We start from the raw sequence: 24,010 nt of genomic DNA, 5'->3' as shown, positions 1-24,010 counted from the left end.
CTCTGTCGGTTAGCTGAAAGTGTGTCGGCTCAAGGGCAGGCTGCGGATGCGCTGGCCGGTCAACTGCGCCACCGCATTGGCCACGGCCGGTGCCACGGCGGGCAACGGTGGTTCGCCAATGCCGCCCATCTTTTCGCCACTCTCGACAATCCGCACATGCACCTGGGCCATGCGCGACGGCGGCAGAATCGGATACAGGTCGTAGTTGCGCGCCCGTGGCTTGCCGTCCACGTACACCGCTTCTTCCAGCAACGCCTGGGACAAGCCCAGGGCCACGGCGCCATTGACCTGCGCCTCGACAATCGCCGGGTTGACGATACTGCCGGGGTCGATGGCTTCCCAGATCTGGTGCACCTTCACCTGGCCACTTTCAATCGACACTTCGGCAACCACCGCCGCATGGGAGCCGAACGGCGAGGCCATGGCTACCCCACGTGCACGGCGCGTGCCGTCTTCAGCCGTGTAGGGGCCGCGCTTCCAGCCACCGGACAGTTCGCCCACCGCTTGCAACAGCGTGGTCAGGCGTGGGTTGTCGCGCAGCAGATGCAGGCGCAGCTCAAAGGGGTCGTGACCGCCTTTGTCCGCCAGTTCATCCAGGAACGCCTCATAAAAGAAGTCATTCAGCGAGTTACCCACCGAACGCCAGTAGCCCAGCATGGCCGGGCCTTTGACGTAGATCTGCGCGATACGTTTGTTAGGGATCGCATAGGCCTTGCCCGACAAACCTTCGAGGGCCGTGGGGTCGAGTTTATCGCCCTGTTTGCCGGCGATGGCTTCGGTAGGGCCTTCGGTGGCGCTCACCGCCTCGATGGCCACTGGCAACCCTTTGTCATCCAGCGCCGCGCGGAACTTGACCACGGCCACCGGGCGCAACACGTCGCGCAGGAACTCTTCCTCGCGGCTCCAGATCAGCTTGACCGGACGTCCCACCGCCTTGGCCAGCGCAATGGCCTGCGGGTACGGACTGGCCGAGTCATACAGGAAATGCCGGCCAAAAAATCCGCCGAGCAACGGCGAGTGCAGGTTGATTTGCGCGATGTCGAGGCCGGTGCGCTTGGCGATGTCGGCGTGGAACATGTCGGGGGCCTGGTTGGGCAGCCACACGTCCAGCGTGCCGTCAGGGTTGAACCGCGCCAGGGCCGACGGCGGCTCCAGTTGGGCGTGGTGCAGGTATTGGTTGTGGTAGGTGGCTTCGACCTTGGTTTTGGCGCCCGCCAGCGCGGCGGCTACATCGCCTTCGTTTTCGTCGTCCCGCGCCGGGCCTTGTTGGGCGGCGAGAAAGTCGCGAAAGCCATCGCTGGAGAAGTCCGCCGGCATGACCCGCACGGTGGCGTCGGCCCCCGGTTCCTGCCAATCAACTTGGATCGCTTCTACTGCCCGCTTGGCGTGCCACCAGCGCTCAGCCACCACGGCCACGGCACCGGGCAATTGGTGAACCGAATGCACGCCCTTCATGGCTTCGACTTGTGCCTGGTTACGCAGGCTGCCGACCGTCATGCCCAGGCGCGGTGCGTGTTGGACGGCGGCGTGGAGCATGCCGTCGACTTTCTGGTCGATGCTGTACAGCGCCTTGCCGGTGGATTTGTCGTAGGCGTCCAGGCGTTTTACCGGCTTGCCGATCCAGCGGAACTGGCTCGGGTCGCGCAACGTAATGCTGGCCGGGTCGGGCACTGGCATGTCCAGGGCACGACTGGCCAATTCACCGTAACCCAGGGAGCGGCCGGACGCGGCATGCACCACGCGGCCAGGTTGGGTGGTCAGCTCCGCCACCGGCACGCCGAGCTGCTCGGCACCGGCTTGCAGCAACATGGTGCGCGCCAGGGCGCCCAGGCGGCGCATCACGGGGTAGCTCATGCGCACCGACATACTGCCGCCGGTGATGCGCATGCCGTTTTCCATCACCACATAGGCTGCGCCGGGCGGGGCGGCCTCGACGATGAAGGTGGCGGGGTCGGCGTCCAATTCCTCACCGACAATCTGCGCCATGGCGGTGTGGGTGCCTTGGCCACCTTCCATAAAGGGGCTGAGTAAACGCACGCTGCCGTCCGGGCGAATCTCCAGGAAGGCCGGCACTTGAGTGCCGCGTTCAGCGCCAGTGGCAGCCTGCACCCTGGACGTACCCAGCGGCAGCCCGAAACCGATCACCAGCGCACCCACGGCGGTACTGGCCAAAAAGCGTCGGCGCGACAGATTCACCGGCGCATCGAATAGATCGTTGGGGGTATTCATCAGGCACGCTCCGGCTTGGCCAGCTCGTGCATGGCGGTACGGATAGCGTTATAGGTGCCGCAGCGGCACAGGTTGATCATCGCCGCTTCGATCTGCGCGTCATTGGGCGCGGGGGTGTGCTTGAGCAGCGCGGTGGCGGCCATGACCTGCCCGGACTGGCAGTAGCCGCATTGCGCCACCTGGTTCTCTACCCAGGCCGCGACCACGCGCTTGCCTACGTCATCGGCCTCAATGGCCTCAATAGTGGTGATCTCGCGCCCGACCACCGCCGCCACCGGTGTGACGCAACTGCGCACCACGTTGCCGTCTACCAGCACCGAACACGCACCGCATTGGGCCAGGCCGCAGCCGTATTTGGTGCCGGTCAGCCCCAGGTCATCGCGGATTACCCACAGCAAGGGCGTGTCCGCGTCTGCATCGACCTGATAGGCCTGTTGGTTAATACGTAATTGCATGGCTCACCTGCTGATCGACGGTAGGTGCGGCCTTTATGAATGCGGCGGCCGCTTATTGTCGAACTCTAGACCACTGTGCAAGGGGTAAGTATCCGGTGGTCGATAAGTTCGCAGGATCAGGCAAGGATTCGAGAGGATCGGGTGAGAGCGTCAATGGTTAGAAATCCACCGTAGCCGACAGTAGAAGTGTGCGTGGCGCCCCTTGGGAAAACGCCCCGTAGGAGGCCACGCCCGACCAGTATTCACGGTCAAACACGTTCTGCACCGTGGCGCGGAACGTGGTCGGTCGCCCTTCGATCTTTGTCGCATACCGCGCGCCCATATCAATACGCGTCCAGGGATCCAGTTGCTGGGTGTTGGCCTGGTCGACGTACTGGCTGGCGGTATAGAGCGCGCCGCTGGTCAGCGTCAGGCCCTCGACCCACGGGGTGTCCCATTCGGCCCACAGGTTGGCCTGCGCCTTGGGCACACCCACCGGGGTGTTGCCCTTGTTCGCGGCGATGCCGGTGCGGGTCAGCGTTGCATCCAGCAGGGTCACACCGCCGAGCAGGCGGATGCCTGGGGCGATTTCGCCCAGCACAGTCAGCTCCAGCCCGCGGTTGCGTTGCTCACCTTGTACCGCGAACCGTCCGCTGGCCAGTTCGCCGCTGGGTTTTTGGATCTGGAACAGGGCCAGGGTGGACATGAAGGTGCCGTAGTCGAGCTTCACGCCGATTTCGTGCTGTCGGGACACGTAGGGCGCAAACACCTCACCGGCGTTGGACGCGTTGGAGGGCGCGACATCGCCCTTGCTCAGGCCTTCGAGGTAGTTGTAGTAGAACGACACCTGCTCCCAGGGCTTGAGCACCGCGCCGAATAGAGGCGTGGTCTTGCCGTCGTCGTAGGCGCTGGTCACCCGGCCTGCGCTGTTGTAGTTGTTAGACTGGATGCGCTGTTTGCGCAGGCCCAGGGTGAACTGCACGCGTTGGTCCCAGATCGACAAAGTGTCGGCGATGGCCACGCCGTCCAGCTCGGTGGCGGACACTTTTGGCGCATCGGGCTTGGCAATTGAAGGCCTGGCGCTCTCGGTGGGGTGGTAGATATTGGACAGCACCGGCGCCCCTGAAATAATCCCTCGTGACAGCGCGTCGCGATAACGGCTGACTTGCACGGTGCTGCTGTGGCTGATGGGGCCGGTGTCGAAGTGCAGGCGCAGACCTGCGTCCACGGTGTAACGCTGCACCTCGAAGCGGTAATAACCCGGGATCGACGAGGTGTCGCCCGTGCTGTTGATGATGCTGGGGGTCTGGTCGGAGAGGCGCGCCACCGCCGACCGGCCGCCGCCCGCGTGGCCGAACACAGTCAGGTTATCGGTAAGGTCATAGTCGGCGCTGAGCAAGGCGGACTTGTCCCGCGTCCTGGACCAGCCCCAGTCCTGGCTGACGTTGGTGCGGCCATTGGCGGCGCCGGGGATCTTCACGCCGGTGTCGATCAGGAACGGCCGCGAGGCGGCGTTGAATACCTCGTGCTGGGAGATCAGATCCAGGCTGGTGCGCAGGCGCTCCCCCTGGTAGTCCAGGGACAGGGCGCCAATATCGACTTCACGGTCCTGGTGGTCGATCACCGTATCGCCTTGCTGCACACCCCCATTGAAGCGCACACCAAAGCGGCGCTCCTCGCCAAAACGCCGGCTGATATCGATGCGGTTGCCCAGGTGCGCATCCTGGGCGTAACTGGCGGTGTAGCGGGTGAGGTCGTCCTCCAGGGAGCGCTTGGGCACCACATTGATCACGCCCCCCACCGCGCTGTTGGGTGACATGCCATAGAGGAGGGCGCCTGGCCCCTTGACCACTTCGATGCGTTCAGCGTACTCAGTGAACACCCGGTAGTTGGACGCCACGCCGTACACGCCGTCGAACGCCAATTCGCCGAGGTTGCCTTCGCCCACCGGGAAACCACGGATGAAAAACGAGTCGACAATCCCCCCGGTTTGCCCGGTGGAACGCACCGAAGAATCGCGCTCCAGCAAATCGCCGACGGTAGTGGCCTGCTGGTCCTTGATCAACGCGGCGGTGTAGGTGCTGACACTGAACGGCGCATCCATCACATCCGTATTGCCCAGCATGCCCAGGCGCCCACCCATAGCCACCTGCCCACCGGCATACACCGGCGGCAGGCTATCGCCCCGTTGCTCGACGCCACTGACCTCGGTGTTGCCCAGAGTGACCCGGCGCTGCACCAAGGTGTAGGTGCCGTCGCTGCGCATCACCATCGCCAGACCACTGCCGTCCAGCAGCAAGTTGACCGCCTCCTGGGTCGAATACGTGCCGGACAGCCCAGCGCTGGTCTGGCCTTCGGTCAGGGCCGGTACAAACGACAATGCAATACCCGCGTCCACCGCAAAGCGCGACAGCGTAGCGCCGAGCGGGCCGGGAGCGATCTGATAAGCGTGCAGCGCAACAGCATCGAGCTGCGCAGCCATCGTGGCACCGCTCAATACCAGACTGAACAGCGCACTGCGAATCACAAGCATCAAAGGGGAGCCTTTGGACGAGAGGTAAAGGAGTTCCAAGGTTTGCCAGTTGAGATTGGAAAAAGTATCAGCCAACTGCCATTTTATTTTCGCGTCACTTAAGTCGAACGCAGCTTTGCTTTGCTTTGCTTTGCTTTGCTTTGCTTTGCTTTGCTTTAGATCTTGATCTCAGGCGCCCCGTTAAACCACGCTGGCCGAACGCAGGCTTGAATCCGTGGGTAACCCGGCAGGACGCCGGGTTAGCCGTCCTGGGCCAAGGATGGCCCATGACGGCGGCCCACGGATTCAAGCCGGAGTGAGGGCATGCCGAGCCTAGGCGAGGCACCGAGTGGTGGGGCAAGAGCCCTTTGGTTACTTTGGGGCTTTTCCAAAGTGACCCGCCGTAAGGGCGGAACCCATATCAGCCATCACCGAAATAACGGATATGTACTCCGACCCAAACCCTCTAGCGCCTAACACATAGCTTTCGCGAGCAAGCCCGCTCCCACATTTTGAACGGTGTGCATCCGAAAAAGCTCGGTCGCCTGATAAGCCGCTATCGCAGGCAAGCCAGCTCCCACATTTGAATCGGTTTATATCTGATAAAACGCGGTGACCTGGTAGGTTCAGGCAGGCGACAACGTCACCCAATACCCATTCAAATGCCCACTCACCCGCACCGGATACGTCTGCACCAACATCCCCAACGCCCGCTGGCTATCACCGACCGGAAACGCCCCGGAAATCCGCAAATCGGCAATCGCCGGATCACACCGCACAAACCCCCGGCGATAGCGCAACAGCTCAGCCACAAAATCCGCCAAGCGCATCTTGTCCGCCATCAACATGCCCCGGGTCCAGGCATCTCCATTGGCGTCAGCCGTGCCCAATACACCAAACGTCTGCGCAGAAAAATCCGTGCGTTGCCCGGCATTAACGATCAGTGGCGCCGTTTGGCTATTCTCGGCCAGCATCACCTTGACGGCACCTTCCAACACCGCCAGATGAGTCCGCGCGTTCAGTTCGCGCACGGTAAAACGTGTGCCCAGGGCCTGCATGTGCCCCTGGCGAGTGCTGACCAAAAACGGGCGGGTGGCCTCATGCGCGGTCTGCACCAGTATTTCGCCTTCGCGCAGGTGTACCAGGCGCTGCTGGTTGTCGAACCGCACGTCGATAGCAGTATCGGTATTGAGCGTTATGCGCGAACCATCGGCCAACACCCACACGCGGCGTTCGCCCACACGGGTGCTGTAGTCCGCCATCCATTGCTGGTTTTGCGCCAGCTTCCAACTGCCCCAGCCCACCGGCATCACCGCCAACAGTAGCGCCAGTTTGCCCAGGGCGGCGCGACGCTCTGGGCTCGCAGGACGGTCCAGCGCCGACATCGCCAGCGACGGCGGCAGGCCACCCAGTTTGCTTTGCAGCAACTGTGCGCGGGCCCACGCGCGATCGCGTTCAGGGCTGCTGAGTTTCCAGTGTTCCCATTCGGCGCGCTCGCTGTCATTGAGGTCGCCTTCGCTGAGGCGCATCAGCCATTCGGCGGCTTCCTCGAGTGCTTTGGGAGACAGGGCGGGCATCTATTCCACCAGCATCAGGCACTGCACAAATGCCTGTTTCATGTAGCGTTTGACGGTAATCAGCGACACCTCCAATTGATCGGCGATGTCCTGGTATTTAAGGCCGTTGAGCTGCGAGAGCAGGAACGCGCGCTTCACCAATGGCGGCAGGGAATCGAGCATCGCGTCGATTTCATGCAGGGTTTCCAGCACCACAAAATGCGCTTCCGGCGACGGCACCTCGTGAACCGGGACGCAGGCCAGGGCTTCCAGATAGGCGCGTTCCAGGGCCTTGCGCTGGTACCAGTTGACCAGGATGCCCTTGGCCACGCAGGTCAGGTAGGCCCGTGGCTGCTCGATCACCGTGACCTGGGAGGCGAGGATGCGGGTGAAGGTGTCCTGGGCCAGGTCGGCGGCATCCATGGCATTGCCGAGTTTGCGTTTGAGCGTGGCGTACAGCCAGCCGTGATGCCCGCTGTACAGGGCTTCGACCGTGCTCAGGTGCGGGGAGTTGTCGGCAGCAAGGGTTTCGCTCATGGCGCGGATCTGTGCAATTGAGAAGTATTCCCAATGCTAAGTGACAACCCACCGCCAGCGCAACGCCTGCAAAAAAAACCGCAGGCGGCTGATACTTTTTCACGCGCCGGCTGGCATCAGGAGTAATTCCCACGTTCTCTTGATGAAAGGACCCCGACGTCATGCCCGCTGCCAGCCGGTTAACCCTCGCCATTCGCACCGCCCTGTTATTGGCCGCCACCAGCACCTGCGCCTGGGCTGTCGACGAGCCTCTGACGCTGGACGAAACCAACGTCAACGCCGTCTACAACGGCCCCACAGACTTGCCCGACGTGCTTGCCGGTGGCCAGGTGGCCCGCGGCGCACGCTTGGGCATGCTGGGCAACAAGGACGTGATGGACACGCCGTTCAGCGTCACCAGCTACACCGCCAAGACCCTTGCCGACCTGCAGACCGTCACCGTGGCCGACGCGCTGGAACGTGACCCTTCGGTGCGCTCCACCGGACAAACCGGCGGCATTGTCGACTCGTTTTTCATCCGCGGCTTTGCGATTGGCGAGGGCAACCTCGGCGAGCTGGCCTATGACGGCGTGTACGGTGTAGCACCCAACTACCGGGCGTTCACCGAGTACGCCGAACGCATCGAAGTGCTCAAGGGCCCGGGCGCGCTGATGTACGGCGTCTCGCCCAACAGCGGCGTGGGCGGCGTGATCAATATTGTGCCCAAGCGCCCGCTGGATCAGGACCTGACCCGCTTCACCGGCAGCTATGCCTCGGACAGCCAAGTGGGCGGCCACCTCGACATCAGCCGTCGCTTCGGTGATGAAAACCAGTTTGGCGTGCGCTTCAACGGCAGCCTGCAAGGCGGTGACACGGCCGTGGACGACCAGCACCGCGACGTGGGCATCGGCGCTATCGCCCTGGATTACCGTGGTGAGCGGCTGCGCTTGAACCTGGATTACATCAGCCAAAAAGAAAGCTACGAAGGCGCCTCACGGCCGTTCACGATTGCGCCGAACGTGCAGGTGCCGTCGGCTCCCAATGGCCGCACCAGCCTGCCGCAGAAGTGGGGCTGGTCGGACACCAAGGAGCAATCGCTGCTGCTGGGTGGCGAATACGACCTCAACGACAACCTTAGCGTGTTCGCCCATGCCGGGGGCGGCCGGTCGGATGTGAAACGCATGTCCGACCAGGTGCCGCGAATCCTCAATGATGCCGGCGACACCAGCAACGTGCCGGGTTATTACAAGTTCAATGTCGACCGCGCCACTGCCGATGTGGGCCTGCGTGGGTTGTTTGCCACGGGGCCGGTGACCCATCTCACCACCTTGATGGCCACCCGTTACACGGATGAACTGTCGCGCGGCATCAATAATGGCACGACGATTCTCTCGAACATCTACCACCCGGTGGACACGCCCAAGCAGTCCATCAACGCGCCGAAGGTGCTGCGCATTTCCGAGACGGAGCTATCGGGCGTGGCGCTCAGCGACACCTTGGGTTTTCTGGATGATCGCCTTCAACTGACCTTGGGCATGCGCCACCAATCCATCGAGTCGCGTAACTACAACAGCACCGGTGGGGTCAGTTCGCGTTATGACGCCAGCGCCAATACACCGTTGCTGGGGGTGGTCATCAAGCCTTGGGACGACGTGTCGCTGTACTACAACTATGTCGAGGGCTTGAGCAAAGGTGATGCGGCGCCGGGCACCGCGAGCAATGCCGGCGAGACCTTCGCGCCCTACGAGTCCAAACAACACGAACTCGGCGTGAAGTATGAACACGGCACGTTCATGACCAGCGTGGCGTTGTTCCAGATCACCAAGCCCAGCGGCGAAGTGGGCGCCGATGGGGTGTATTCGGTACAGGCAGAACAGCGTAACCGTGGCGTTGAGTTGAGCGTGTTTGGCGAAGTGGCGCCGGGCACCCGCTTGATGGGCGGCGTGACCTTGCTGGATGGCGAACTGACCAAATCCGCAACCCCTGCCAACCGTGGCAACAAGCCGGTGGGCGTGCCGGATATCCAGGCCAACCTGTGGGCCGAGTGGGACACGCCGTGGCTGGAAGGTTTTACCCTGACCGGTGGCGCGATCTACACCGACAGCCAGTATGTGAACCAGGCCAATACCCAGGAACTCGATTCCTGGACGCGCATCGATGCCGGTGCGCGCTATGCCACGAAGATAGAAGGGCGGCCAACCACGTTCCGCGCCACGGTGCAGAACGTGTTTGACCGGGAGTATTGGTCGGGTGTGGCGTCGTATGGGGCGTTTTCGCCGGGGTATCCGCGTACGTTGCAGGTGTCGGCCACTGTCGATTTCTAAGCAGGGCATGACTGGCACTACCACAATCCAAATGTGGGAGGGGCTGTCAGTTATAGGGTAGGAGTGGTCACTACAAAATCTTCCTCAAAATACTCCCACTCCCCCCGAGTCTCACTCTGACGCCGCACCACCTCCATCTGCCGCAGCTCCACGCGGCGGATCTTGCCGGAGATGGTCTTGGGCAACTCGCTGACAAACTCGATGCGCCGCACCCGTTTGTACGGCGCGAGGTTGTCGCGGGCAAACGCGAGGATATGGCGCGCCAGTTCATGGCTGCCGGGGGCGTCGTGGGCCAGGATCAGGAAGGCCTTGGGCACCGCCAGCCGCAGCGGGTCGGGGCTGGGCACCACGGCCACTTCCATCACTGCCGGGTGCTCGATCAGCGCGCTCTCCAGTTCGAACGGGCTGATGCGGTAGTCGGAGGCCTTGAACACATCGTCGGCACGGCCAACAAAGGTGATATAGCCATCGGCATCGACCTGGGCGGTATCGCCGGTACGGTAGTAGCCGTCGCGCATCACTTCGGCGGTTTTTTCCGGGCTGTCTTCATAGCACAGCATCAGGCCGAGGGGGCGCACGGCCAGGGGCAGGGCGACTTCGCCTTCGGTGCCGGGCACGCCATCCGGGTCGAGCAACACCACCTCATATCCCGGCAACGGGCGGCCCATGGAACCGGGCTTGAGCAACTGGCCCGGCGTGTTGCCCACCAACGCGGTGGTTTCCGATTGGCCGAAGCCATCGCGCAGCGGCAAGCCCCAGGCGTGTTGGATCTGCTCGATGATCTCCGGGTTCAGCGGCTCACCGGCGCCCACCAGTTCACGCAGGCTCAGGCGCGGTTTGTAGCTGGCCAAGTCTTCCTGGATCAGCATGCGCCACACCGTGGGCGGCGCGCACAGGCTGGTCACGCCATAGCGTTCCAACGCGTTGAGCAAGGCCGGCGCGCTGAACCGCGCGACGTTATGGATAAAGATGCACGCCCCGGCATTCCACGGTGCGAACAGGCAACTCCAGGCATGCTTGGCCCAGCCGGGGGAGGAGATATTCAGGTGCAGGTCGCCCGGTTGCAGGCCGATCCAGTACATGGTCGAGAGGTGGCCCACCGGGTAGCTTTGGTGGCTGTGCAGCACCATCTTCGGTTTGGAAGTGGTGCCGGAGGTGAAATACAGCAGCATCGGGTCGGTGGCGTGGGTCTGGCCCTCGGCTTCGAACTGCTCGGAATATTCAAATGCGTCGTCATGGGCCACCCAACCCGCGGGCGCTGCGCCGACACAGATGCGGCTGCAACCCTCGGCCAGCCCGGAAAATTTGCCGACATGGGCTTCACCGACCACCAGGTGACGCACCTGCCCGCGCTCGATACGGTCGCGCAAATCATCCGGGTTCAGCAGGGCCGTGGCCGGAATGACCACCGCACCGAGCTTGAACGCGGCGAGCATGGTGTCCCACAACGCCACGTCGTTGCCCAGCATCAGCAGCACCCGGTCACCGCGGCGCACACCCAGGGAACGCAAGTGATTGGCCACTTGGTTGGAACGCGCAGACAGTTGCTGGAAGCTGTAGCGTTGCTCGCTGCCATCTTCCTCGACGATCCATAGCGCAGTGGCCGAGTTGCCTTCGGCCATGACGTCGAAGTAATCCAGCGCCCAGTTGAACGCATCCAGCTGCGGCCAACGAAAGTCCCGTGCGGCGGTGGCATAGTCGGTGCGGTGGGCGAGCAGGAAATCCCGGGCGGCCAGGAAGGGGTGCGTCATGGTCGGTGTCCTTGATTATTGTTGTAGGGACTGACCCCCGGCTCAGCCGGGTGGCTGAACCGAGTATAGGCACGCATAAATCTAGAGATGAACCCGCAGAAACACCGATGGGTTGTGCAAAAAACTCATGCTCAGTATTTCCAGGTCACCGACGCGGTGAGGTTGCGCGGCGCGCCATAGTTGGTGGAACCGGCCGCCTGGTACAGCGACAACAGGTACTTCTGGTCGGTGACGTTGTTCAGGTTCAGCGAGGTGCTCCAGTGCTCGTCGAAGTCGTAGCTGCCCATCAGGTCCACCAAGGCGTAGGCGCTCTGGTACACGCGGCTGTTGCTGTCGACCTCGGTGTGGCTTTGCCATTGCACGCGGCTGCCGATCTTGGCCTGGGGCACGCCGGGCAGGCGATAGGTCAGGCTGCCGCGCACGCTGTGGGTGGGCACGTACTGGCGGGCTTTTTCGCCGTTGTTGTCTTCGATGTGCACGTAGGTGTAACCGCCGGCCAGGGACAGGCCGGGCAGGATTTCACCGTTGGCTTCCAGCTCCACGCCACGGCTCTTGTAGTCCACGCCGCGATACACGTATTGGCCGTTGACGATGGCCCCGGTGGCCTCGGCGACGTTCTGTTGCTCGGTCTTGAACACGGCCGCGGTGACGCCCAGGCGCTCATCCAGCAGGCGGCCCTTCACGCCGACTTCCATGCTCTTGCCTTCCAGCGGCTCGATGATCCCGCCGGCAGTGCTGCGTAGGTATTGCGGTTTGAAGATCTCGGTCCAGCTGGTGTAGAGGCTCCACTGTGGTGTCAGGTCATAGACCAGGCCGGTGTACGGCGTGACTTTGCCGTGCACCCGGGTGTTGTGGGGCGAGCCGTAGCCCATGCCATCGCCATCGGCGCTGAGCATGCGCGCACCGGCGATCCAGTGCAGGTCGTCGGTGAGGCTGAAGCGCGCACCGGCAAACAGGCTTTTCTGGCGGTCGGTGAACAGTTGGGTGTTGAGGTCGTCGGTGTAGTTCATCGCCGGCTCCACCACGTTGCCGGCCAGCACGTCCTCCAGGTTTTCTACTTGATTACCCGACGAAGTGCGGTAGTGACCGCGCTCGGTGTGGTGCAGGCGGCCGTAGTTGGCGCCTAGGGTCAGTTCATGTTCGCGGCCCAGTAAGTTGAACGGCCCGGACAGTTGCCCTTCGGCCGCCACCTGGTGTTCGGTGCTGGTGGTGCGGTTGATATACGCGGCGACCGTGTTGGCGGTGATCGGGATGGCGTAGAGCATTTTGGTGTCGGAGTGCTGACTCATGCCGGACACGGTGAGGGTGCTGGTCCAGCCATTGTCGAAGGCGTGGACGAGTTCTGCGAAGGCGCGCTGGGTCTGGATATTCCAATAGGTCCACGGCTGGCCCACGCTACTGCTGCGGCTGCTGTAGTGGATGCGGTTACCGGCGTAGTCGGCAATCGGCAGGCCGCCCCAGGTGCTGCCGTTGGAATAGCTGTCCTGCTGGGAAAAGCCCACGGTCAGGGTGTCGGCGTCGGACAGGTCAAAGGCCAACAGGCCCGCCATCACGTTGACTTCGTGGCTGTAGTTGTCGAGGTAGGAGTTGCCCTTGTCATGGGAGGTGATAAAGCGCCCGCGCACGTTGCCGCTGTCGGTCAGCGGGCCGGATACGTCGAGGGCCAGGCGCCGGTTGTCCCAGGAGCCGCCGCTGGCATCGATACGGGCCTGGAAGGTGTCGGTGGGGCGCTTGCGCACCAGGTTGACGGTGGCCGAGGGGTCGCCGGCACCGCTCATCAAACCGTTGGCGCCGTGCAGCACGTCGACCTGTTCGAACTCGGTCATGTCCTGCTCGCCCACCAGCACGCCGCCGGAGAAGGGCAGGCCCATGCCGTCGAACTCGAAATTCTCGATCTTGAAACCACGGGAGGTGAAGGCGGTGCGGTCGGTTTCGAACTGCTCGACGGTGACCGAGGGCGCACTGCGCAGGGCTTCTTTGACGCTGTTGAGCTTGAAGTCGTCCAACTGTTCGCGGGTGACCACGGTGACGGCCTGTGGGGTTTGCTTGTCGGTGAGGCCCAGCCGTGTGGTGGTGGATTTTGGCTTGCCCAGGTAGCCGACGCTCGCGCCGCCGTCAGACCCTGCGTAGTCCTGAATGTGGATAGCGGGCAGGGTCATGCCGTCAGCCTGTTGGGGCAATGGCACCAGGTACAAGGTGACCGCATCGGTGCGCGAAAATCCGTAGCCGCTGCCCTTGAGTAATTCGGCCAGGGCCTGTTCAGGCGAATACACCCCCACCACCGCCGAGCTGCGCAGGGCGCTGTCGAGGTTGCCGTCCAGCAGCACGTTCTGCCCGGATTGCTGGCTGAACACCAACAGCGCCTGGCGCAGTTGCTGGGCCGGGATGTTCAGCGACAGCTTATCCACCGAGGCGCCGGGAGCAGGCGCCGCGTACACCGGGGCTGCGCCCATGAGCAAGGTGCAGGCGAGGGCGGCGGCACGCCAGTGTGCGGAGGGTTGTGGTTGCTTTGCCATTCAGGTGGTTCCCTATGAGGTCGCGCTATCAATCCCTCTAGGACGGATGAAACTCAGCGATACCTGATGGCGATGTGAATTATTTGCGATTAGGCCGGTTGGATCAGCGTAATCAGGTCGGTGTAGCGGGTCATGCGAACCGCCAAAGCCTTGGACAGCACGTCGAGCATCTGGTCCGGGCGGTTGAGGTTGAGGATCAAACTGACCCGGCGCGCTGCCAGCTGTTGATCGGGGATGAAGATCTTGCCTTCGCGCCAGCGTTGCAACTGGTTGACCACCGTGAGCAGCGGTGTGTCGAAGAACACCAGGCGGCCGTTGCGCCAAGCCAATACCTGTTCCAGTTCGGCGCGTTGGATGGCGCCGGTCTGGGTGGCATTGAAACGCAGCGATAGGCCTTCGCCCAGGTCGGTCTGTTGGTTGGGAGTGATCACGCGGACGGTATTGCGGCTCACGCTCAACTGCGCGTTGGCCCCGTCACAGGACAGGCAGAAGTCAGCCTCGGGCGTCAGCACGCGACCGGCTTGGGTCTGTACTGAAAACTCACCAGCGGCTTTAGGCCGCACCGTGAAAAACGCTTCGCCTTGCAGCAGTTCCACCGAGCGTTGGGTGGCGGAAAAATTCAGGTTGAGCGCGGTATTGCCCGCCAGTTCCACCGTCGAGCCGTCGGGCAATTGCACGCTGCGGCGTTCGCCCACGGCGGTGCGCACATCGGCAAACGGTGAGCTGACGCCCTTGAGCCACAGGGTGGAAGCACTGGTGGCGACCACCGCCACACTGGCGGCCACGGCCAAACCAACAAAGCGCCGTCGGGACAGTTGTGGCGCTTGAACCTTGGGCGGTGCCAGTAGCGCAGTCGCCGCCCATACCTTTTCCAGGTGGGCATAGGCCTGGGCATTGCGCGGGTCGGCAGCCAGCCAGCGCGCCAACTCATCGCGCTCGGCCGGGGTTGGCGAACCTGCCTGGAGCAAGGCAAACCACTCGCTGGCCTGGTGACTGGCGTCATCGGGGCGGGCGAGGGGCGGGAGCAGGCGCGGCGGTTCAACACTCATGGGCTAATCAATTCAACAAAAACCGGTCAGGCGGCGAGTATAAGTGAACGCGTTCACTCGGGCATGCCCTGCTTCAACAAGTCCAAGGCGCGCACCATGCGGCTGTAGGCAGTTTTGGGGGAAATCCCCAGGCGCTCGCCGATCTCGACGTAGGTGAGGCCTTCGACCCGCACCAGCAAAAATACTTCGCGGCAGGGCTCGGGCATGGTGTGCAGCACGTCGTTGAGGGTTGCCAATTGTTGGTTGGCAATGGCGGCTTGTTCCAGGGTGGGGCTGGGTTGTTCGAGTGTGCCGGGTTCCTGTTGGTCCAGCGGCTCGCCCTTGCGGTGTTCCTGGCGGCGGGTGTGGTCGATGAACAGGTTGCGTGCGGCAGAGAACAAATAGGCGCGGAAATTTTCGATGCGGGTGCGGCCCATCTGTTCCGATAGGCGGATAAACGCGTCCTGCGTCAGGTCGGCTGCGGTTTCCTTGCAGCGTAGACGGCGGTCCAGGTAAGCCTGGATTTCACCGCGATGGGCGAGGTAAAGCGCCTTGAGATCTGAGCCGGACATAAAGCTACCTGACAGCCATGGAAGCAAGCGCGGCGCAATATAACAAACGAGAATGATTGTTAATAGCGGCGTGATGGCTTTTTTCGCCATCACGCTGCCAGGTCAGTCAGTCGTAGAGACGGTGTTCGATTTCTTCCAAGGTGCTGCCCCGAGTCTCCGGCACCCAGACCGCCACGAAGATCAGCGACAGCACACCGGCACCGGCAAACACAAAGAAGGTCTGGCCGATGCCGATGGTCGCCACCAGCGTGGGGAAGAACAGGCCGATCATCACGTTGGTCAGCCACAACCCCGCAATCGCCATGCCCATGCAGCCACCGCGAATGCGCATCGGGAAAATCTCCGCCAGCATCACCCACAGCGACGGGCCGATCAGCCCTTGCATCGACGCCAGGAAAAACGCCATGGCACCCAGGATCAGCATGGCGCGGGTCACTGACGGCTCAAACCAGGTCGACACCAGGCCGATCATCAACAACGACAGGGTGGTGCCGGCAAACCCAAACAGCATCATCGGCCGACGGCCAACGCGGTCCAGCAGGTAAATGCCGATAAAGGTCGCGGCTATGGAAATCACCCCGTTGACCACGTTGGCGATCAGCGCGCTGCTTTGGGCCAGGCCGGCTTCGGTGAGGATCTGCGTACCGAAGTACATGATCGAGTTGACGCCGGTGAGTTGCGACGTCACCGCAATACCAATGCCGATCAGCATCACGCGCCGCGCGCCCTTTTTCGACAGGTCGCGCCAGCCGCCGCTTTTGACGAACTTCTCGTTGCTGATCTGGCGGGTGATCGCGGCGATTTCTTCTTTGGCGTAATACTCCTCGCGCACCAGTTTGAGTACGTCCAGCGCTTCCTTGAAGCGGCCTTTGGTCGCCAGCCAACGCGGGCTTTCGGGCATGTACAGCATGCCGAACCACAACGCTACCGCGGGTAGGGTGGCCAGGGCGAGCATCCAACGCCACACGCCGTCGAGGTCGCCAAACAGGTTGCCCAGCAGCGCGTTGGTGGTGAACGCGAGAAACTGGCCGGTGACGATCATCAACTCGTTTCGCGTGATAATCCGCCCGCGAATATTGGACGGCGACATCTCGGCCAGATACGCCGGCACCACCACGGACGCACCGCCCACGGCCAGGCCGAGGATGAAGCGCGCCGTGATCATTACATTGAAGTTTGGCGCGAGGGCGCAGGCCAGGGCGCCGATAAAAAACACCACGGCCAAGTAGAGGATATTGCGGCGGCGGCCTTGCAGGTCGGACACGCGACCGCCCACCAGCGCGCCGAGCATGGCGCCGATCAGCAGCGAGCTGGTTACCAGCCCTTCGGTCATGGGGGTGAGCCCCAGGTCGTCTTTCATGTACAGCAGGGCGCCGTTGATCACGCCGGTGTCGAAGCCGAACAGCAAGCCGCCAAAGGTGGCGATGGAGGTGATTTTTTGCAGGTAGCGTCGGGCCTGGCGCTTTTCCGTATTCAGGTAGGGCGTGGCGTCGTCCGCCGTATTTCCGTAGGAATTAATTGTCATTGTGATATTCCGACTGAAACGAAGGGGCACTCAGCCACAGGTGCGGCTGAGTACGGTTGGGGTAGGGGGGGAATCAGATTGCTTGTGGTTTGAAGTCGCTGGCTGCCACCGGCATCACGCCTTTGAGCAAGGCCACGGATTTTTCCAGGCCTTCCAGGCTATTGAGCAGCACGTCTTCGTGTTCGATGGACAGCCAGCCGTCATAACCGGCCATCTTCAGGCGATAGCAGAACTGGCGCCACCACTCTTCGCCGTGGCCGAAACCGAGGGTGATGTACGACCAGCTGCGCGCCGACACGTCCATCAGTGAGCCGTTTTCCAGCAGCGAATCCACCGCTTGTACCGGCGCGTTAAGCATCGTGTCCTTGGCGTGCACGTGGTACAGCGCATCGCCCAAGGCATCGGCGGCGGCCAAGGGGTCTGCGCCCATCCAGAACAGGTGGGACGGGTCGAGGTTGGCGCCGATCACCGGGCCAATGGCGTTGCGCAGCTTGAGCAGCGAACGCACGTTGTACACGCATTGGCTGCCGTGCAGTTCCAGGGCGATGCGCTCCACGCCGTTGGCTTTGGCCAGGTCGGCGATTTCGCTCCAGAACGGCAGCAGGCGTTCTTCCCATTGATAGCGCAGGATGGTCTGGGTTTCTGGCGGCCACGAGGCCACCACCCAGTTGGGCATGCGGTCGCCGGCCTGGCCTTCGGGCAAGCCAGACATGGTGCACACGGTCTTGATCCCCAGCTCGCCAGCCAGGCGGATCGTATCCTTGAGGCACTGGGCCTGTTCCGGCTGGGTCGGGTGCAACGGGTTGCCGTTGGCGTTGAGGGCGATGATCTCCAGGTTGTGCTGCTCGAAGCTGCGGGTGAAATCCCGGCGTGCGGCGTTGCTGTCGAGCATTTGCTTGAGGTTGAAATGCGGCGCGGTGGACCAGCCGCCAGTGTTCACTTCCAGGCCCGACAGGCCCATGCGTTCAGCGTGCTTGAGCACATCGCTCAACGGCAGGTTGCCCAGGGTATCGGTGACAAATCCCAGCTTCATAGCGAGGCTCCTTCGCGTGGCAGATACAGTGATGGGGTGTCCAGCAGGCGCAGGGTGACGCGGCGGCCCTCGGTCAGTGCTTGCACGCCGGCTTCGGCCACCAGGGTGGCGCAATAACCATCCCAAGCGGTGGCGGCGTGGGCCGGGAACTGGCTGGTACGCACGAATTCGACAAACGCCTTGTCCTGCAAGCGATAGGCCTCGGCAAAGCGCGGGCGCCAGTCGGCGGCGTAGCGCTGCACGGCCTGCAAGCCGCTGTTGTAGTGGGCGTGGACGGGTGCAGCCAGTTGCACCGAGCCTTGTTTACCCACCAGCTCGCCGCGCACGTCATAGCCGTAGTGGGCGTTGTTGTTCACCTCGATATTCACCAGGTGCCCGTCGCGGGTCTCCAGCACCATGAACACTGGCGCGCCAATGCCACCGGCCGGTTGGAACACCGAAATGGCGCTGTATTCGGTGTCGAGCACATGGCGCGCCACATCGAATTCATGGGGCGCTGAGTTGCTGATCGCCATCTGGCCGCTGAAATTGGCCGGTGCTTCAACGTTGCGGTGAAAGTTATGCATCATCACCGCGCTGCCAATCGCGCCGCTGTGCAGTGCGTGTTTCATCTCGCGATAAGAGGGGTCGAAGCGACGCATAAAGCCCAGTTGGATGAACTGGCGGCCCAGGGAGATTTCCCGGTCGATCACCGCCAGGCATTCCTCGGCGCTGGGCGACAGCGGCTTCTCGCAAAGCACCGGCTTGCCGATGTCGATGGCCGCCAGGCACAGCGCGGCGTGGGTGGCGTCGGGGCTGGCGATGATCACTGCGTCCACGTCGCTGCGGGCGAGGGTGGCCAGCGGGTCGGTGGCGACATGCGCCGCGCCGTAGCGTTGGGCGACTTCGTTCGCCCGCTCGGGGTTGGCGTCGCAGATCACTTGAAGGGTGGTGCCCGGTAAATCCTGGGCAATGATGCGGGCGTGGTCTTCGCCCATGATGCCGGCGCCGATCACGGCGATTCGGATGGTCATGGTGGGGCGTCCTGACGAGTTGTTGTGGTTGTTATGCAGCGATTATTGGCGGCGCAAAACCTTCGTTCAAGGACGAGCAAGGGCTAAAGATGATGGGTATTACATCAAAAACAGGGCTACGAACGGGTCGATTAGTGTGGATTTAATCGATATAAATGATGGTATTCCCATCATTGGCAAGGCGCTGCTCATGTCCGCGAAAACCCCTGCGCAACTCTGGAAAGGCCCCACCGTCGAGCAGATCGCCAAGGTCGCGAGGGTGGGCGTCGCCACCGTGGACCGTGTGCTCAACAACCGCACCAACGTGCGGGAAAATACCCGCCTCAAAGTGTTGGCCGCGCTCGACAAGCTCAAGCATGACCTGGCCAGCGGCACGGCAACCCTGCACATCAAGTTGTTCTGCGATTCGGGCGAGACCTTCAACGCCACGCTGGCCAGGGCGGAAGAAGCGGTCAACAGTTCGACCCCCGGCGTGGTGGTGCACGGTCACTACGTGCCCACCAATCAGGTCGACCCAGCGGCGTTTGCCGACCAGGTGCAAGCCGATGGCGCCTCAGCCGACGGGGTGATTGTGGTGTCCCGCGAGCATCCGGCGATCAACCGGGCGGTGCGCGCCTTATGCCGACAGGGCATCCCGGTGGTGTGCCTGACCACCGACCTGCCCAACTCGGGGCGCAGTGCTTACGTGGGCAACGACCAGTACGCCGCTGGCAGCGTAGCGGGGCTGCTGATCGGCAATGCGCTGACGCGGGAGAAGGCCAAGATTTTACTGGTTACCAGCATGGCGTTTCGCTGCCAGCAGGAGCGTGAGATGGGGTTTCGGCGGGTACTGCGGGCGGAGTTTCCCCACCTGAAAATCGATGAGCGGATGATGTCCGACGACCGCCCCGAGACCACCGCTGAACAACTGATGCGCTACTTCTCCAAGCACGACTACCCGGCCGCGATCTACAACGTGGCCGGCGCCAACCGGGGCGTGGCCCAAGCCATCGGCACCATCGCTGTCGAGCAGCGCCCGGTGTTTGTCGGCCATGAACTGACGGTGCACACCCGGGGAATGCTGGAGTCTGGGGTGATGGATTACGTGGTGTCCCACGATTTTGTCGGCGAGATGGCGGCGGCGGTGCGCTGGATTCGCGGCGCACGCGAAGGCGCCAGGGCGGCGCCGCCGTTTACGCGGGTGTTGGTGCATACGCGCTACAACTGTGAGCTGTGATTGACGGGCAAGACCTAAAAGTCCAGTATGGAATTATAAGTACAAAAATCAGCCACGTCTTTTTCTTCACTCTTGCCAAATCAACAACAACTTGCGAGATCACCCCCATGAAGAAACTCCCCCTCATTACCGCCCTTGCCCTTGGCCTGCTTGTGTCTGGCCCATTGCTGGCCGCCGAGAAAACCCTGCGCATTGGCATTGAAGCGGCTTACCCACCGTTCGCGTCCAAGACCGAAGAGGGCAAGATCGTCGGCTTCGACTACGACATCGGCAATGCGCTGTGCGCACAGATGAAGGTCAAATGCGTGTGGGTCGAAGGTGAGTTTGATGGCCTGATTCCTTCCCTTAAGGTGAAGAAAATCGACATGGCCTTGTCGTCCATGACCATCAATGAAGACCGCAAGAAATCGGTGGACTTCACCCACAAGTACTACTTCACCTCGTCACGCCTGGTGATGAAGGACGGCGCCGTGGTGGATGACGGTTACGCCAGCCTCAAAGGCAAGACCGTCGGCGTGCAGCGCGCCACCACCACCGACCGTTACGCCACCGAGGTGTTCGAGCCCAAGGGCATCACCGTCAAGCGCTACAGCAATAACGAAGAAATTTACATGGACCTCGCCGCAGGGCGCCTGGACGCGATCTTTGCTGACACCATCCCGCTCAATGACTTCTTGCAGATGCCACGGGGCAAGGGCTACGCGTTTGTTGGGCCGGAGCTGAAGGACCCGAAATACGTGGGCGAGGGCGCGGGGATTGCGGTGCGCAAGGGCAATGAGGCGTTGGTTAGCGAGTTGAATACGGCCATCGACGGTATTCGGGCGAGCGGGGAGTACCAGAAGATTTCACAGCAGTACTTCAAATCCGACATTTACGGTGATTAATCCCCATCCCTGATCGTTCCCACGCTCTGCGTGGGAATGCAAGCCACTCACCCGTAGTGCGGCGCAATTCACTTAAAACGCCGACCAGGGTAAATGCTGTGCAATAAATGGAGGGCGTGTTGTAGGAACCAATTCATTCGAGCTCACGACTTATTGACTTTCTTTACGTATGAAAAATCTTGGGATTGAAATACGAAAGAATAAGTATGGCGGCTGATGCCGCAAACCTACTGGTAAGGTGAGCTAATGATCTATACGGTGTTTTCACACGCTCTTTCCAATGAACACGTTCGCAGTATTTTTGATTTTGACAATTTGCCCAGTTCCAGAAGTGAATCGAACACCTCGGCAAACCACTCAGCAGACAAGAAGAGCGGAGCGGGATCAACGGCGGCCCACATTGATTCTTCGACGCCAGACTTGAGCGCTTCCCGGCAGACCATCTATGGCTCAGATACTGTTTCTGCGCCTTCGGACGGTTATTCCTACATGGAGCGAGAACAGCGTGCTGATGCATACGCTCATCGCGTAACGACGCAACTTGAAAATATTAACAGTCATCGCAAAGGCGAGAGAAGTTTCAAGTTTCAGAACGCCCGCATGTTCATGGAACCCTCCGGGTATTTTAGCGGTGCTTTGTTAGCCGCAGGCCTCGACCCACACAAAAAAATTACGGTGACGTTCAACGCCTATGTCGGAATGGGGCACGCAGCGCATTTGACCAGGACCGAAAGCCACACGTACTCGGCATGGGAGATTGCAGCAGGTGCACTGGCGCACGATAAACCCGCGCGGGGCGGTGTGGTCAACTTCAATTCGATGGTGATCAATCCAGAAGATAAGAGCACAGTTAACGACCTCGAGGCACTGGGTAAGAAACTTCAACATCATTGGGAACAGGACATTGCCCCGCGCATGCGCAATGCGTCAGGAACGCTGGCTAAAATGTCGGGAGAGTCAGATGCCTACGTTCTAAAGGGCACATTGCAGAACCTGATTGACGACCAGCAAAACTTTCAAAACCTGAGCCCGGAAGGCCAAGCGGCCGTAAAGCGCACACTGAATGAAAGTGGCCAAGTTATTATTCCCAATATCTACGGCTATCCCTTGGCAGGTTATGCGTTCATCCCCTACACCCCCTATGACGGTGATTATAATAATCACCGGCCGAATAAAGGCGTGATGGTGGACCTGAAAAATGGAGGTGTGAGTGAAATAAACGGCGATCGGGCGTTTTCCAGTTGGGCTAAAGATAATCGCGATAATGTGCTGCGCAGTTTCAATGCCCGAGACAGGCAAGGTGGCAAAGATGCTCATTGGCCAAGGGCGGGCGATGTGTTGAGTAGTTTGATATCAGGAGGGGGCAGCTATCCGGGGCGTCATAATTTTTTATCGGATGAAGCGGTGCCGGTATTGGAGACATTTAATTATGCCCGGTCGCGAGACAGTGATTATGAGTTGAAATACGGTACTTTAAATAATGGGATCGAAGCGAAGTTTCAAGCGGTCAATGCCAAGAATGCTACATGGGCGGCGCAGACTGAGGTGTTCGGCTCATCGCAACATAATTGGAAATACGCCAAAGACCTTTGGGGCAATACATTCGGTTATCTACCCATCGTTGGCAATGTGGGCAGCCTAGTGTTTGGTGTGCACGACGCCATTGATGGCATGACGGCAGAGGACCGTGTGGGTGGGAGCGCAGCAGCGGTGATTTCCGCTTTGCAACTGGTACACGAAGTTGGGCCGCAACTGGTGGAAGGCACTTTGGGTGAGCCGGCAATCGCGTTTAATCCCGGTGGTCATTACCGCTGGCGATACGATGCGCAGAAAAAGAATTTTGACTTGATACGGGCATCCAACGCGTCCAAAACGATGGGCGAGGTGCCTGTGAATGGGCCAGCAACAACGATTGTGAAAGCCACTCCCGAAGCCCCGGCAACCCTTGGGGGAATGAAAGAAATCCAGTTTGAGGGGAAACAATACTTTGTCTCGCAAACACCCGATGCGGGGGATGGAGAGCATTTCCTATTGCGCGTGAGAGATCCGAAGGACCCCGAGAAATGGGTAAGCAGCGGGAAAATTGCCAAGCCTGATAAAAGTGGTGTGTGGAAACGACGCGGCGTCGTTGGCGGGCAACAGACCGAGCCTGTTCTGATCAAGGAGCGCATTGCAGGCTCCACACTGCAAAAGTCGGCTACACCAGACCAGATCTTTGAACTCAATGAGCTTTCTGATGGGCGCTATGCATTGACGTCGCAAGATCCCCGGTACGGCAAGTTTGTCCTCAGAGATGGGGCGTATGCGTTCGTGATACGCGCAGAAGAGCCGGACAAGATCTACGTGGGCTCAATGGACAAAGGTCGCACTCCGGACGGTAAATACTATCGTTATAACGCTCACGTCAGTCCCCAGTTCGTGGAGGGACACTCGGCCTTGACCCAAGGCCTCCAAACAATGAAGGGTGGCACGACTGACGTGCGGTTTGCCGGCACGATTTACGTCGAGGGTGGCAAGCCAAAGTTCTGGACGAATGAAAGCGGTCATTACCAGCCCCCCGCCCAATTGCGCGAAACGAACCTGACGCCCGCCGTCAAAAAGATCTTGCCTGAAGAAAAGTTCGTGGAGGAAGATAATTTCACCAGGGAGCAACGCAAAGATTGGCTTGATGCCATTCGTCTGACCAAGGAGGAAATGGAGGCCCGTGATGAGTTCATGCAACAGAAATACGCTACGAACGATAGTGGTAACGAAATAAGCGATAGCGATGACGATTAACGACTGAGGCGCGCTATTGAGGCTGAACCGTTTCAAGCGTTCTTAACGCGATGCCGGTGTGTCTTGTTCCAGTCAGGTTGCCTGGCACACCGGTATCGCAAGCAAAACGAATCCGCACGCCAC

The 24,010-nt window shown here is 61.2% G+C and carries 16 protein-coding genes; 4 read left to right on the top strand and 12 right to left on the bottom strand.

Going from position 1 to position 24,010, the window contains the following annotated elements; all coding sequences use genetic code 11:
- Positions 1–9: 9 nt before the first annotated feature.
- The 5 genes from ACLD1Y_RS25180 to ACLD1Y_RS25160 form a co-directional block, all read right to left on the bottom strand.
- Complete coding sequence (locus ACLD1Y_RS25180) at positions 10–2,229, bottom strand: molybdopterin cofactor-binding domain-containing protein (RefSeq protein ID WP_429480469.1); 2,220 nt, start codon at positions 2,227–2,229, stop codon at positions 10–12.
- The gene (locus ACLD1Y_RS25175) at positions 2,229–2,684 is read right to left on the bottom strand and encodes a (2Fe-2S)-binding protein (RefSeq protein WP_429480468.1); all 456 of its coding nucleotides are present in this window, start codon (positions 2,682–2,684) and stop codon (positions 2,229–2,231) included. Before ACLD1Y_RS25175 ends, ACLD1Y_RS25180 begins: the two co-directional genes overlap by 1 nt.
- 157 nt (positions 2,685–2,841) lie before the next feature.
- Positions 2,842–5,196: a TonB-dependent siderophore receptor gene (locus tag ACLD1Y_RS25170; RefSeq protein ID WP_429480467.1), complete on the bottom strand. Its 2,355-nt coding sequence runs from the start codon at positions 5,194–5,196 to the stop codon at positions 2,842–2,844.
- Between the two features lie 605 nt (positions 5,197–5,801).
- Positions 5,802–6,752, bottom strand: a complete 951-nt coding sequence (locus ACLD1Y_RS25165; RefSeq protein WP_429480466.1) for a FecR domain-containing protein — start codon at positions 6,750–6,752, stop codon at positions 5,802–5,804.
- The gene (locus tag ACLD1Y_RS25160) at positions 6,753–7,268 is read right to left on the bottom strand and encodes a sigma-70 family RNA polymerase sigma factor (RefSeq protein WP_429480465.1); all 516 of its coding nucleotides are present in this window, start codon (positions 7,266–7,268) and stop codon (positions 6,753–6,755) included. It abuts the gene before it with no gap.
- A 161-nt stretch (positions 7,269–7,429) separates the two neighbouring features.
- Here ACLD1Y_RS25160 and ACLD1Y_RS25155 point away from each other — a divergent pair, with 161 nt between their 5' ends.
- Positions 7,430–9,571, top strand: a complete 2,142-nt coding sequence (locus ACLD1Y_RS25155) for a TonB-dependent receptor (protein ID WP_429480464.1) — start codon at positions 7,430–7,432, stop codon at positions 9,569–9,571.
- Positions 9,572–9,621: 50 nt separating this feature from the next.
- On the opposite strand, the gene ACLD1Y_RS25150 is transcribed toward ACLD1Y_RS25155, so the two are convergent.
- The 7 genes from ACLD1Y_RS25150 to ACLD1Y_RS25120 form a co-directional block, all read right to left on the bottom strand.
- Positions 9,622–11,322, bottom strand: a complete 1,701-nt coding sequence (locus ACLD1Y_RS25150) for an AMP-binding protein (RefSeq protein ID WP_429480463.1) — start codon at positions 11,320–11,322, stop codon at positions 9,622–9,624.
- A 131-nt stretch (positions 11,323–11,453) separates the two neighbouring features.
- Positions 11,454–13,838: a TonB-dependent siderophore receptor gene (locus tag ACLD1Y_RS25145; RefSeq protein WP_429480462.1), complete on the bottom strand. Its 2,385-nt coding sequence runs from the start codon at positions 13,836–13,838 to the stop codon at positions 11,454–11,456.
- 89 nt (positions 13,839–13,927) lie between these two features.
- Entirely contained in the window at positions 13,928–14,887 is a 960-nt protein-coding gene (locus ACLD1Y_RS25140; protein WP_429480461.1) for a FecR family protein, read from the bottom strand.
- A 53-nt stretch (positions 14,888–14,940) separates the two neighbouring features.
- Positions 14,941–15,438 carry an RNA polymerase sigma factor gene (locus tag ACLD1Y_RS25135; RefSeq protein WP_429480460.1) on the bottom strand — a complete coding sequence of 166 codons (498 nt, stop codon included), beginning with the start codon at positions 15,436–15,438 and terminating at the stop codon, positions 14,941–14,943.
- 106 nt (positions 15,439–15,544) lie between these two features.
- Positions 15,545–16,963 carry a sugar porter family MFS transporter gene (locus tag ACLD1Y_RS25130; protein WP_429480459.1) on the bottom strand — a complete coding sequence of 473 codons (1,419 nt, stop codon included), beginning with the start codon at positions 16,961–16,963 and terminating at the stop codon, positions 15,545–15,547.
- Positions 16,964–17,036: 73 nt separating this feature from the next.
- On the bottom strand, positions 17,037–17,996 hold the full coding sequence (locus tag ACLD1Y_RS25125) for a sugar phosphate isomerase/epimerase family protein (RefSeq protein ID WP_429480458.1): 960 nt from the start codon (positions 17,994–17,996) through the stop codon (positions 17,037–17,039).
- Entirely contained in the window at positions 17,993–19,009 is a 1,017-nt protein-coding gene (locus tag ACLD1Y_RS25120) for a Gfo/Idh/MocA family oxidoreductase (protein ID WP_429480457.1), read from the bottom strand. Before ACLD1Y_RS25120 ends, ACLD1Y_RS25125 begins: the two co-directional genes overlap by 4 nt.
- A gap of 190 nt (positions 19,010–19,199) precedes the next feature.
- Here ACLD1Y_RS25120 and ACLD1Y_RS25115 point away from each other — a divergent pair, with 190 nt between their 5' ends.
- The 3 genes from ACLD1Y_RS25115 to ACLD1Y_RS25105 all read left to right on the top strand — a co-directional run bounded on the left by ACLD1Y_RS25115 (position 19,200) and on the right by ACLD1Y_RS25105 (position 23,887).
- Positions 19,200–20,225 (top strand): LacI family DNA-binding transcriptional regulator, encoded by a 1,026-nt coding sequence (locus ACLD1Y_RS25115; RefSeq protein WP_429480456.1) that lies wholly within the window; start codon positions 19,200–19,202, stop codon positions 20,223–20,225.
- Between the two features lie 107 nt (positions 20,226–20,332).
- A complete protein-coding gene (locus tag ACLD1Y_RS25110) occupies positions 20,333–21,109 on the top strand; it encodes an ABC transporter substrate-binding protein (RefSeq protein ID WP_429480455.1) in 777 nt (258 codons plus the stop codon).
- A gap of 246 nt (positions 21,110–21,355) precedes the next feature.
- Positions 21,356–23,887, top strand: coding sequence for a hypothetical protein (locus tag ACLD1Y_RS25105; RefSeq protein ID WP_429480454.1), 2,532 nt, complete (start codon positions 21,356–21,358; stop codon positions 23,885–23,887).
- Positions 23,888–24,010: the final 123 nt, after the last annotated feature.

Origin of the sequence: Pseudomonas sp. 18175, from assembly GCF_050432925.1 — a bacterium.
Lineage (GTDB): Bacteria > Pseudomonadota > Gammaproteobacteria > Pseudomonadales > Pseudomonadaceae > Aquipseudomonas.
Note: the sequence above shows the minus strand (reverse complement) of the source record. Positions and strands in the feature narration are given on the sequence as shown.

What these genes read in the sequence shown, in the direction of transcription:
- ACLD1Y_RS25150 (WP_429480463.1), bottom strand. Translation starts at nt 11,322, where the DNA reads ATGACGCACCCCTTCCTGGCCGCCCGGGATTTCCTGCTCGCCCACCGC.
- ACLD1Y_RS25155 (WP_429480464.1), top strand. Translation starts at nt 7,430, where the DNA reads ATGCCCGCTGCCAGCCGGTTAACCCTCGCCATTCGCACCGCCCTGTTA.
- ACLD1Y_RS25145 (WP_429480462.1), bottom strand. Translation starts at nt 13,838, where the DNA reads ATGGCAAAGCAACCACAACCCTCCGCACACTGGCGTGCCGCCGCCCTC.
- ACLD1Y_RS25175 (WP_429480468.1), bottom strand. Translation starts at nt 2,684, where the DNA reads ATGCAATTACGTATTAACCAACAGGCCTATCAGGTCGATGCAGACGCG.
- ACLD1Y_RS25105 (WP_429480454.1), top strand. Translation starts at nt 21,356, where the DNA reads ATGATCTATACGGTGTTTTCACACGCTCTTTCCAATGAACACGTTCGC.
- ACLD1Y_RS25170 (WP_429480467.1), bottom strand. Translation starts at nt 5,196, where the DNA reads ATGCTTGTGATTCGCAGTGCGCTGTTCAGTCTGGTATTGAGCGGTGCC.
- ACLD1Y_RS25160 (WP_429480465.1), bottom strand. Translation starts at nt 7,268, where the DNA reads ATGAGCGAAACCCTTGCTGCCGACAACTCCCCGCACCTGAGCACGGTC.
- ACLD1Y_RS25130 (WP_429480459.1), bottom strand. Translation starts at nt 16,963, where the DNA reads ATGACAATTAATTCCTACGGAAATACGGCGGACGACGCCACGCCCTAC.
- ACLD1Y_RS25115 (WP_429480456.1), top strand. Translation starts at nt 19,200, where the DNA reads ATGTCCGCGAAAACCCCTGCGCAACTCTGGAAAGGCCCCACCGTCGAG.
- ACLD1Y_RS25110 (WP_429480455.1), top strand. Translation starts at nt 20,333, where the DNA reads ATGAAGAAACTCCCCCTCATTACCGCCCTTGCCCTTGGCCTGCTTGTG.
- ACLD1Y_RS25140 (WP_429480461.1), bottom strand. Translation starts at nt 14,887, where the DNA reads ATGAGTGTTGAACCGCCGCGCCTGCTCCCGCCCCTCGCCCGCCCCGAT.
- ACLD1Y_RS25165 (WP_429480466.1), bottom strand. Translation starts at nt 6,752, where the DNA reads ATGCCCGCCCTGTCTCCCAAAGCACTCGAGGAAGCCGCCGAATGGCTG.
- ACLD1Y_RS25180 (WP_429480469.1), bottom strand. Translation starts at nt 2,229, where the DNA reads ATGAATACCCCCAACGATCTATTCGATGCGCCGGTGAATCTGTCGCGC.
- ACLD1Y_RS25125 (WP_429480458.1), bottom strand. Translation starts at nt 17,996, where the DNA reads ATGAAGCTGGGATTTGTCACCGATACCCTGGGCAACCTGCCGTTGAGC.
- ACLD1Y_RS25135 (WP_429480460.1), bottom strand. Translation starts at nt 15,438, where the DNA reads ATGTCCGGCTCAGATCTCAAGGCGCTTTACCTCGCCCATCGCGGTGAA.
- ACLD1Y_RS25120 (WP_429480457.1), bottom strand. Translation starts at nt 19,009, where the DNA reads ATGACCATCCGAATCGCCGTGATCGGCGCCGGCATCATGGGCGAAGAC.